The organism is Candidatus Jettenia sp. AMX1 (assembly GCF_030263775.1).
Classification (GTDB): Bacteria; Planctomycetota; Brocadiia; order Brocadiales; family Brocadiaceae; genus Jettenia; species Jettenia caeni.
The window spans coordinates 82,897-93,979 of the sequence record NZ_SZPP01000002.1 but is presented as its reverse complement, the minus strand read 5'-3'; the positions used below and the strand labels follow the sequence as shown (position 1 = coordinate 93,979).

The 11,083-nt window shown below is 39.5% G+C and carries 8 protein-coding genes and 1 riboswitch; of the genes, 2 read left to right on the top strand and 6 right to left on the bottom strand.

What is annotated here, in order from left to right; translation table 11 throughout:
- Positions 1–113: 113 nt before the first annotated feature.
- From FBQ94_RS00885 to FBQ94_RS00870, 4 genes are all read right to left on the bottom strand, one after another.
- Entirely contained in the window at positions 114–1,019 is a 906-nt protein-coding gene (locus FBQ94_RS00885) for a DUF58 domain-containing protein (protein ID WP_040543878.1), read from the bottom strand.
- Between the two features lie 230 nt (positions 1,020–1,249).
- Entirely contained in the window at positions 1,250–2,260 is a 1,011-nt protein-coding gene (locus FBQ94_RS00880; RefSeq protein ID WP_007220897.1) for an AAA family ATPase, read from the bottom strand.
- A 246-nt stretch (positions 2,261–2,506) separates the two neighbouring features.
- Positions 2,507–3,892, bottom strand: coding sequence for an acetate--CoA ligase family protein (locus FBQ94_RS00875; RefSeq protein ID WP_007220896.1), 1,386 nt, complete (start codon positions 3,890–3,892; stop codon positions 2,507–2,509).
- A 6-nt stretch (positions 3,893–3,898) separates the two neighbouring features.
- Positions 3,899–6,511, bottom strand: coding sequence for an O-antigen ligase family protein (locus FBQ94_RS00870; RefSeq protein ID WP_285441926.1), 2,613 nt, complete (start codon positions 6,509–6,511; stop codon positions 3,899–3,901).
- A 297-nt stretch (positions 6,512–6,808) separates the two neighbouring features.
- A riboswitch (cyclic di-GMP riboswitch) is annotated at positions 6,809–6,957 on the top strand.
- Positions 6,958–7,244: 287 nt separating this feature from the next.
- Between FBQ94_RS00870 and FBQ94_RS00865 the strand changes: the two genes are divergently transcribed.
- The gene (locus FBQ94_RS00865) at positions 7,245–8,507 is read left to right on the top strand and encodes a M10 family metallopeptidase domain-containing protein (protein WP_007220894.1); all 1,263 of its coding nucleotides are present in this window, start codon (positions 7,245–7,247) and stop codon (positions 8,505–8,507) included.
- A 105-nt stretch (positions 8,508–8,612) separates the two neighbouring features.
- On the top strand, positions 8,613–8,912 hold the full coding sequence (locus FBQ94_RS00860) for a hypothetical protein (protein WP_285441925.1): 300 nt from the start codon (positions 8,613–8,615) through the stop codon (positions 8,910–8,912).
- Positions 8,913–9,336: 424 nt separating this feature from the next.
- Here FBQ94_RS00860 and FBQ94_RS00855 read toward each other — a convergent pair whose 3' ends face one another.
- Together FBQ94_RS00855 and FBQ94_RS00850 are read right to left on the bottom strand one after the other, a co-directional pair.
- Positions 9,337–10,275 (bottom strand): MlaD family protein, encoded by a 939-nt coding sequence (locus tag FBQ94_RS00855; RefSeq protein WP_007220892.1) that lies wholly within the window; start codon positions 10,273–10,275, stop codon positions 9,337–9,339.
- 11 nt (positions 10,276–10,286) lie between these two features.
- Positions 10,287–11,030, bottom strand: a complete 744-nt coding sequence (locus FBQ94_RS00850) for an ABC transporter ATP-binding protein (RefSeq protein ID WP_007220891.1) — start codon at positions 11,028–11,030, stop codon at positions 10,287–10,289.
- Positions 11,031–11,083: the final 53 nt, after the last annotated feature.

Genomic DNA, 11,083 nt, shown 5'->3' with positions numbered 1-11,083 from the left:
CAATCCCTTTCAGTGTATACAACTAAAAAATTCGCTTTCCTCATATATCTCAACACCTTAGGACTTTATTTTGACTTTACTTTAGTAAAGTCACGCTAGCAAAAGGTTTGATGTTATGGTTTACCGGCCGGACGCGGGGTGGCTGCTCTTCTGGTAAGAAATTTGATTAACGCCTGATCTAGCGGTGTCGAGGTATCAATAAGCAGGTAGTCTATTTGATTCTCATAACAGGTTTGTCTGAATTGCTCAATAAAACGATTAATTTCGGAAAGATACTGCTCTTTCATAGACTTAGGCTCTGCCAGAATTCGCCTTTCGTCTTCCATGGACTCAAAAAAAGTAATGGTCTCAAAAGGAAACGTCAGTTCATATGAATCGAGTATATGGAATAAAATAATATCATTTTTCTTAAATTGAAAAGATTTTAATTGATGCACTATTTTTTCAACATCATCAAAAAAATCAGATATAACAATAAGCAAAGAACGCCGCCCAATCTTTTCAACAAATTCTTTTAGTACATCGCCAATATTTGATTTACCTGCTGTCTTTACCTCTGTCAGAACATTTACCAGGGCATGCAGGTGCGTAATGCGGGATCGCGGGGGAATGTATTGCAATACCTTATCGCTAAAGCTGATTAACCCAACAAGGTCAGACTGTTTTAATAAGAGATAGGCCAATGATGCTGCAAGGGTAGCGGCATATTCAGATTTACTCACACCGGTCGATTTATACCCCATTGACCCGCTCGTATCAAGGAATATATAGCATTTAAGATTGGTTTCTTCCTCAAACTGCTTAATGTAATATTTATCTGACCTTGCATGTACCCTCCAATCAATGTGTTTTATCTCATCTCCCGGAGAATATTCTTTGTGTTCGAGAAATTCTATACTGGAACCTTTAAAAGGACTTTTGTGAATACCCGACAATGCCCCATCTACAATAATTCTTGCGCGCAACTCCAGATTGGCAATTTTTGATAACGTTACGGGATCAAAAGGATTTTCTGCCATAAAAACAAGACCGGATAAGCCAAAAATAAAAATCAAATACGATTATACATTACGATTTTATCCCATTTTTCTAAATTGTATAGGAATTTTCGTTTTTTGGCAAGGTTTACAAAGGATAACAGGATAACTCCAAAGATAAAAATTCCGGTATTCCCTTTTCTAAAGGGAATTCGAGGAGGATTACCTGTCCTTACGGTTCTCTCCAGAGAATTGCACATTATTTCTTTTGATTATGTGTGCTCTTTTACGGTATCAAGTAATTGGTCGATGATGTGTAAGGACGACTTTCCTTCAGCCTCAGCGTGGAAGTTCGTGATAATGCGGTGTTGTAAGATAGGCCTGGCAATTGCCCTGACGTCATTGCAGGTAACAGCGTATCTACCGTTCAACAAGGCACGTGCCTTGCCTCCGAGAATAAGATATTGAGAGGCACGGGGTCCTGCTCCCCAGTTAATCCACTTTTTTATAAAATCAGGCGCACTTGGGTCCTCCGGCCTGGATGCCCGTACCAATCTTACGGCGTACTCGATAACATAATCCGCGACAGGCACTCTGGTAACAAGGTCTTGAAGCTCCTTGATTTCTTCCGGATTAAAGATCTTCTCTACCGTTGGCTTAAAAGCCGATGTAGTTGTTCGTACAATTTCAACTTCTTCTTTTTGAGAGGGATACTGGACATTGATCTGAAACATAAATCGGTCCAGTTGCGCCTCGGGCAAGGGGTACGTACCTTCCTGTTCAATAGGATTTTGGGTAGCAAAGACGACAAAGGGAAGGTCAAGCCCATAGGTAGTGCCGCTGGCGGTGACTTTATATTCCTGCATTGCCTGTAACAACGCTGCCTGTGTTTTTGGCGGTGTACGGTTGATTTCATCGGCAATGAGAATATTTGAGAAGATAGGGCCTTTGATAAATTTAAAAAATCTTTTCCCGGTAGCATGATCCTGTTCTAATATATCAGTTCCTGTGATATCCGCAGGCATGAGATCAGGGGTAAATTGTATACGATTAAATTTCAGATTTAAAACTTCTGCAAGGGTGCTGACGAGAAGTGTCTTTGCAAGTCCCGGTACCCCCACAAAGAGGCAATGTCCTTTACAAAACAGGGCTATAAGGAGATCTTCAACCACCTTCTCTTGCCCTATAATAACCTTTGCAATTTGTTTTTTTATTTCTAAACTTCCCTTAACTATCTTATCGATAGCCTGAAGGTCTGTTTTCTCAATTTCATTCACAGTCATAATTTATCATAAAAAATAAAAAGAGCGCTGGTGCCGAAGCTGCTCAGATAAGCCCAAAACTGAGCATGTTAAAACCAAGGCTTTTCCCCGACACCGACGCTTTATATGTTTTTAATCTACCAAATATTAACCTGTTTGTGAATGAAAATCTAAAATTTATGGAATCTATCAACGGACAGGCAAGATGGAAATTTCAGGAAAGAAATACTATAGCGGTACACTGACTAAAAATGCAAGTAATTTTTATCATAATGAATGTAAAACACCATCTTGTAAAATTTTTCTTCTGAACAACATTGCCATAGCTCTTGCACTGCGTTCCGGAGAGGGATAAACAGGAAACATGCGTTCTTCAAGTAACTGTTTTACCTTCATAGTAAATACACCGCCTACGGTACAAATAACGCCAGGTTTTCCTGATACTTTCATCGTATCAGCAATGTGATCTACTACCTTTTCTGTCATACCCTGCGGAGCCATAAGGGGTATGATAATAGCGGCATCATATTCATCACTTTCGGCCATGCAAGTATGTATCGCAATGCGATAATCTTCATCAGAGGCGCTTCCTGTTAGATCAACAGGATTATTAACTACGTAGAATTTTGAGAGCCTGCTTCTCAACTTCTCTTTTAACTGACGGGATGGAGGCGGGACTTCCAAACCATTCTCCGAACAGTGATCGGCTACAATAACGCCAAAACCACCGCCGTTTGTAACAATCAAGATCCGATTCCCTTTCGGCGGATTTTGCATGGAAAGCGCTTTGACACCATCAATAAACTCCTCAAGACCGTTTGCTTCAATAATACCTGATTTTAAAAACGCAGCCTTATAGATTTCATACTTTCCTGCGATAGCCCCTGTGTGAGATTTGGCAGCAGCGATGCCTGCCTCCCCCTTCCCAACCTTTAATACTACAATAGGTTTTTTCTTTGAGCATGCCCTGGCCACTTCAATAAACTTTCGCCCATGATCAACTGATTCCATGTAGAGAGCAATAACTTTTGTAGAACTGTCACTGGTTAAGAAAGGCAAAAGGGCAGATTCTCCGACATCAATTCTATTTCCATAATTTATCATTCTGGCTATGCCTAACCCTTCCTGTGTTGCCAGATCTAAGAGTGCGATAGCAAAGGCGCCGCTTTGAGAAAGGATCGATAGTGAGCCTTTTTTCGGCTTACTTACCCTTTCTCCCGGCAAGAAGGAGGTAGTAAAATTTGTATAATTATCGAAAACACCCAGGCAGTTAGGTCCGATGATTCGGATTTTGTTTTCAATCGCAATTTGCCTGATCTTTTCTTCCATCTCAATACCTTCCGGACCCATCTCCCGAAAACCAGCGCTGATGATTATAGAATAATGGATTTGCTTCAGGGCATGCTGCTTCAAAATATCCAATACAAATAAGGCAGGTACAGCGATCACCGTTAATGCTATTTCATCGGGGATATCAAGTATTGAAGGAAAACATCTTAAACCAAAGACATTCCCGTATTTCGGATTAACGGGATATATCCTACCGCCAAACCCCATATCAAGAAGATTTTTTACAATAATACCGGGAAGACTTCCGGGTTTTTCTGTAGCACCAATAATTGCAACCGATGAAGGATTGAAAAAGGTTTCCATGTAATTTTATTTATTCGATGAAATCGCCGTAAGTAAATCTTTTATTTCCTGATCATCCGCTTTTAGCGTAAGGGCATGGCTTAACATTTTCCCCGCAAGTTCAAATTGATGCATACGATAATAGGCAATACCAAGCATTTTATATGCTTCTGCTGATTTGTCGTCTATCTTAACAATTTGCCCGCATTCAGAGATTACTTTTTCCCAATGGTTACTCCCTAAGTAAATATTGGCTAAAAGCAAACGGATACGTATATATCGGTGATGAGGATGCATCTCGTTGAACATTTGAATAATCTGTTCTGCATCAGCATCTTTACCCTGAGTAACCAGCGTACTAGCCAGGTTATGCGTATACATAGGCTCTTTCGGGTTTATTTCCACTGCCTTTTTAAATTCGATGACGGCTTCTTCATACATCTGCTTTTTGTTAAGAATAACCCCGAGTTTATTATGATTGCCTGGCTCTGCCGGATTAAGCTCAATAGCTCTCATTGTGAAAATACTAGCTCTCTCCCAATCACCTTTTTGCAAAAAAATATTGGATAAACGCTCCACATAAGGTAATTCATAAGGCCGAATCAGATATGCCTGATAAAGTTCTTCAATTGCAGAATCAAAATCACCTTTTCCAGCATACAAAGAAGCAAGATTGCTATGAAAAGGGGCTTGAAATGCATCCATCTCGATAGCCTTTTTATAACAGGTAATAGCATCGTCTATAGTATCCCGTTTAAAATTTTCAGCTAACATTTGATATATTACGCCTAGCTGGAAAAAGCTTAAAAAATGTTCTGGAATTAACTGTAAAGAATTATTGGCCTCATCGTACGTACCCTGTATCCATACCTCGTTTTTTGTTTTAAATGCCATTTGTATATATACCCTGCACAGTTCATCGCGATAGAATGTCTCGTATGGATTGAGATGTATAGCATGTTTCATAAGATAGAGTCCTTTTTCTACTTTACCGTGAGCGTTTTCATCCTCAAACCCAAAGACCCTCCTTCCATATTCAAAGTATGCATCTGCCCTGTAGACCCGAATAACGAAGATGAGAATGAAGCCTAATACCGTCAGCACAATTCCACAACATAGCCATCTGGAAAAGTTGGAAATTCGGGAAATTGTGAAAGCAGGAGTTTGAATATATTGATTTTTCCCATTACCTGGACTTTGCAGCTTCGCATCTTTCCGGAATTTTCCAGTTATTACCCATTCCTCTCTCTCTTGCATCTTTATTATTGAGATACAGAGTCCCATCATTATCCAAAAGAGCATAACAATAGGTGTATTTCCAAAACTAAACTCATTTTGAATGAGATAACAAAGTACTCCCGTTAAAAGCCCCAGCATGAGCAATTTGTTTTCACTTGTTAACTTTTTGTAATTTTTACCAATATATATTCCAAAGGCTGCCAGCAGCCATAGGTAAGTACCCAGGCCAAAAATACCACGAGTGACGACCGTATCGAGAATATCATTGTGAATTCTATCCTGTCTCGGAAAAGGAAACCCCCGGTCACTTTCTCGCAGTGAAAATACCTTTGCAAGGTTTTTTTGGTAAATAATACCTATAGTATCTGGTCCAATACCAAAAACAGGGTAATCTTTCATAATCTCAAGAGCAGCCAGGTATTGGAATATGCGGGAAAAAGATGAACCGGCAACGGACAAGTGGGCAGTAATCCACGGCCTTGATTTATTTTGCGTATTATCAAAATCCGGCAATTCCTTCGATTCTCCTTTACTCACGGAAGATTCGGGTGAATCGGCTGCCTTTACATCAGCGGTAAAATGCTTAATAACCGAGGTTTCATGCCTTACGTTAAATGCTACCCCGATAAGGATATATAAAACAATGAGAATTACATTTTTATATCTTTTCGTAAGGCGCCATTTGGAAACAAAAAAGAACAGAGGAATTAATCCTCCAAGAAGCGCCACAAAACATGCGCGGGTATTGGTAAGCCAAAAGGTAGTGTAAATAATCAAGGATAACGCAAAAAAAAACCATACGATATAAGGACTTCTTACCGGAGGTGATTCTTTTCGTTCGAAAGAGTTACCCAAAAATAAGACAACGGCTAATGGTAAAGCCATAACAAGGTAGGTCGAAAAAAATACGGGATTCCCAAAGGTTGAGAATACCCGGCGGGCTTCAAAACTACTCCATTTGAACATATCAAACCCGATATGCTGTGCAATTCCATAGCATGATGAGATGGCAGCGCCGGTGATAATTGAGATTAACAGGAAATAAAACCTTTTTTTTGTCGTTACAAAATTGACCGTAGTATAAAAAAGAAAGATATAACATACCGTGGCAGTTAAACCCTCAAAACGCTTGTAGGTGCCAAAGAGACTCATTATGGGGTTTATAGAGAGAATTGATGAAATAATAAAAACTCCTATATAGGCGAGGATAGGAATATCTATTGAAGTATGTGAACAGGTAAGATGAGAATTCAAAGCAAACATGATCGACCATACAAAGAGAATGGCTATCGTTAACAAATAGAGAGCAGTCACCTTGCTAAGGTCGAAAACACTGTAAAGGCGGATATCGAAGAACAGAGGTACGATAATAACGGCAGCCAATAATAAACTTATTATCACTGTATCACCCTGTACCATTATGTTTTTGAAAATATTTTTTATTTTATTCTCATTCATATTCCTGATTGCCAAATTTAGCAATATTTTAAGTATCAATCTATTAAAAATGAAATACTATTTTCATACTATATCATGAAAAATAAAAAATATAAACTATTCCTTTTTTTAATTAAAAGTAAGATCTCGTATGATTACCATTTATCACAGGAAAATTTTTGTAGTTCAAAAGAATAATAATTTCCTTGATTTTTGGTTTATAAATTGACATATTAAGGTCAAAATAGTAGTGCGGTAAATATTCGACAAAGGTAAACTCCGAGTGATCGGAGGACGCAAAGTAAAGGGTCTTGTAACCGTGGATAGTGTTCGTAAACAGTGTCAGTATAAATAACAGACACTTACACTTATAACTGACACGATAGAAATAAGATAGCCTTACTGCCGAAGATATTTTCCATGAATATCTTTGCAGTAAGGCTTTTTTGTTTTCAGGAATAGTTTTAAAAATTGTAGTTACTCGGTACTCCGTAAAATGTTCCTGAGATTTATGGCCACTTATTCATGAACAGGAGGTGATACAAATGACCTGAAAAACATTGAAATGAATTGCTTAAGTCAAAACTGAGTAAAGTATTTTCCCTATTTTAAAGAAACATGCATGATATTCATGAAGAAAAAGAAATGAAAGGATTTTTTCTCTTGCGTAATACAACCTTAAATAAAGGAAAAGGCAATGAAAAATGTAAAAATATGTATATCGTTTATTTCTCTGTTTTCTCTGGGAACGATGGGAAGCTTATCCATTGCAGCAGACACCGAAGGTGTTAGTTATATATATCAGGGAAAAAATTTTATTGTAACAAATAACAATAGCACAATCCTTCGGGTAGAACCAACGCCTCCCCCCTCTGCATCAGCATCACCCTGCACCAGCGACTCTCCCTGTCTCTATGATGACCTTCCTGCAGGACTAGCTCCTTATGCTCTTACCGGTGGAAGTTGGCCCATCGCTGGCTTTACCTACAGCTTTGGAAATACCAGTCCTGATATCTCCTGGGCATCGGAGCGGGGAGTTATAGGACAGGCATTCGGACTCTGGTCAAATGTAGCAGAGGTTAAACCAACAGAAGTTGCAGACGGTGGGGCTAACTCATGTGCTGGTGACATCCGTATCTGGTGGGGAGCAGGAGACCATGGTGACGGATATCCTTTTGACGGACCCGGCGGTGTGCTGGCACATGCGTGGTATCCACCACCCGTCAATGGGGGATGTATTGCTGGCGATGTCCACTTTGATGAAGATGAAACATGGGTAACTCCAACCTATGGTGGGGCAGGGATTGATTTGCTTACCGTCGCGGCACATGAAATCGGACATTCCCTCGGATTGGCACATTCCTCTGATCCCAATGCCCTTATGTATCCTTTTTACACGGGAAGAAAACCTTATCTTTCGTATGATGATATTGCAGGTATTTATGCGATTTATGGATCCAGGCCAGAAGATGTGATTATTCAGATTGAATCTGTTTCAATTCCAGCTCCTGGCTCCGGAAGTTTCAGACTTCGTGAAAAAGATGTAAAGGTACAGCTCAGACAAAAAGGAACTGCAAACTATACGACTCGCCATTTACCTACCGCAGATACAGATACGGGTGGGTCAAAAGCCGATGTAGATGGTGTACTTTCACGCGATCCTTTTGTTTCCCAATTTGACGGTTATTGGTGGCATATAGGAGATCTTTATCGGGCACAACACAGACTCTCCAGTTCATATAAAGATATTGATCAGGTCAAGGTCACTTTGACTATTTCAGATAATATTCTTCTGGGCCCGGAGACCCTTCGCGTTTCTCTCAATGGAATTGTAGTTGGGGATATTGTGGTTAATCCGGGAGACGCCTCTAAGGTTGCTACATTTAATGTGAGATTTGTAAATCCAAAGAACAGCAGCAGGGATATAGGAACAAATTTTTATAATGAAGGAAAGCATTAAATGTGGCTAGCAAAGTATAAAAAGGAAAAAAGGAAGAGGGGGATTTTCCTCCTCTTCCTTATTCTATATTTATGGAGTTTTTCCTCCACACCAGCATATAGTATTATGTTGAGGATGGATAACTCAGAACTTATTGCCCGTTCTGATCTCGTTATATACGGAGAGGTTAAAGAGATTCATTCAAAGGGAGACAACCGGGAGGCTATTATTTTCGTTGAATGTATACTTAAGGGAAAACCCACTGCCGGTGCGGAGATAAAAGTTATTTTCTCGCCGGGAATGGAAGATAGTCCTGTCTTTGAAACCAACGAACGCGTCCTCCTCTTTTTGACAAAAAGCGACTCAGAACTATTTATGACGGTAGGAGGTATTCAGGGAAAATTTTCTTTTGGTAAATCTCAATAAAAACAGGAATACAACCTTTCTCATTTCCACAAAACGTATCTTCGCCAAAAAGCGGGAAACGAGAATCTCTGGCGATGTAAGGATATGCAATGGGACATAGATTAACACAGATAAGTACCAAGAAACTGCAGCAAGCAAAGAAGAGAAATCATAGTGATCAATATTTACCAGGAAAACACTCACGGAGTCGATGTAGGGCAAGGCTTTACAGGTTGTCCGAGAATGTAATTAAGAATTTTAAGGATACCATTTATTATTCATATCATATTTACAAGCACAATATATCGTATGCTAATTTTAAAAATCTTAATTCTCGGACAACCTGTAAAGCCTTGCCATACATCACCTCCTGTTTTTTATGAGAAGAGACCGTAAATGAGAGAACAACAACCAACGGTGTTTCTTTATTATAATAGGTCTAACATTATTTTGAATAATTACCCTCTTCTTTACCTCTCTCAACGCTTTTCCGAATTAAACTTCTTAAAAGAAAACTGCGGTTGGTACCGCCCAGGAGATTTTTTAAGTTATCGTACACGGCAGGGTCTCCTATCAGAGCACCAAGAGTACCTTCTCCTTTCTCAACCCCTGCCATAATTTCTTTAAGAGATTCAGAAGTTGAGATTAAATCTTCCATGACCTGTTTTCCTTTGGGGTCGTAGATAAGAGAATGAAGCAATCCTTCACCTTTTTGAAGGGCCTTCGCACTCTCATTAAGAGATTCAGAAGTTGCAGCAAAATTCTCCAAGAGTTGTTTTCCCTTAGGATCATACATAAGTGAATAAAGCAGGCCGTTTCCCGTCTGAAAAGCCCTCAAACTCTCATTCAGCGATACTAAAGTACTATTTAATAATTCTACAAAATTACCTTCTTCCAGTTTTTTGGAGATATTTGAAAAGGATTCAATGACACTCGTACTATTTTCAATAACTGCGGTATAGTCTACCGGTTCTGTACTTTTTATAAAATCTCCATCTTTTACCACAGGTTCGTGACAGGGACCAGACGATATCTCTACATAAGAATCCCCCGTTACATAACTCAGCCATTTAATAGTGGCAGTAGAGTCTGTAGTTATATTCTTTTTGACTGAAGTATCGATCCGGAGCGATACCACAATTCCTGTACAAGGCAGTTCATCGGGCAGGAAAATATCATTCACATAACCTATTCCTACACCCATAAACCTTACCGGGGCGCCGGCTTGTAATCCATACACATTTGAGAATTTTGCCTTTATCGTGATCTGAGACTTAAAATATCCCTTCTGACTGCCAAGGATAAACACCATAATAATAAAGCCCGTTAACGTTAGCAGGGTAAAAAGCCCTGCCCGTAATTCAGCAAATCGTTCTCTTGCCATACACGCCCCTTTTACTCACAAATATTACCACTGATAAAATCTCTTACTACCTGAATATCTGATGTTATAAGCTCATTCCAGGTACCAACAGCAACAATCTTCCCCTCGTAAAGCATTGCAATCCGGTTAGAAACGGTTTTAACACAGTGCAGGTCGTGGGTTACTACAACGGAGGTTATCCCTAACTTCTTTTGTAAATCAATAATCAGTTCATTAATCCGTTGAGCAGTTATGGGATCTAATCCCGTTGTGGGTTCATCATACAGAATAATATTGGGATCCGTTGCAATTGCCCTGGCCAGTCCAACGCGCTTCCTCATACCACCGCTTAATTCATTTGGCATCTTGTTTTCAATACCGCCTAATCCTACAAGATACAATTTTTCGGCTACCCGTTCACGAATCTCCTTCTCCGTCAATTTTAGATGTTCCCGGAGCGGATAGGCAATATTTTCAAATACCGTAAGCGAATCAAAAAGCGCAGCTCCCTGAAACAGCATCCCCACGTGCTCCCGTAGCTCAATCAGTGACTCTTCATTCATTTGAGTTACCGTATTACCCAACACGATAATATCCCCTCTATCGGGTATTACAAGGCCAATAAGCTCCTTCAGAAGCACACTTTTCCCTGATCCACTACCTCCAAGAAGGGACATAATTTCACCTTCTACTATAGACAGGTTAATGCCGTTGTGGACTAAAATTCCATTAAATGATTTATACACATCTTTAAATTCAATAATTACTTTTGGCATGAGATCAGGACGCAGATTTTCACCAATAAACGCAGAGAATTATTTTCTAAAAT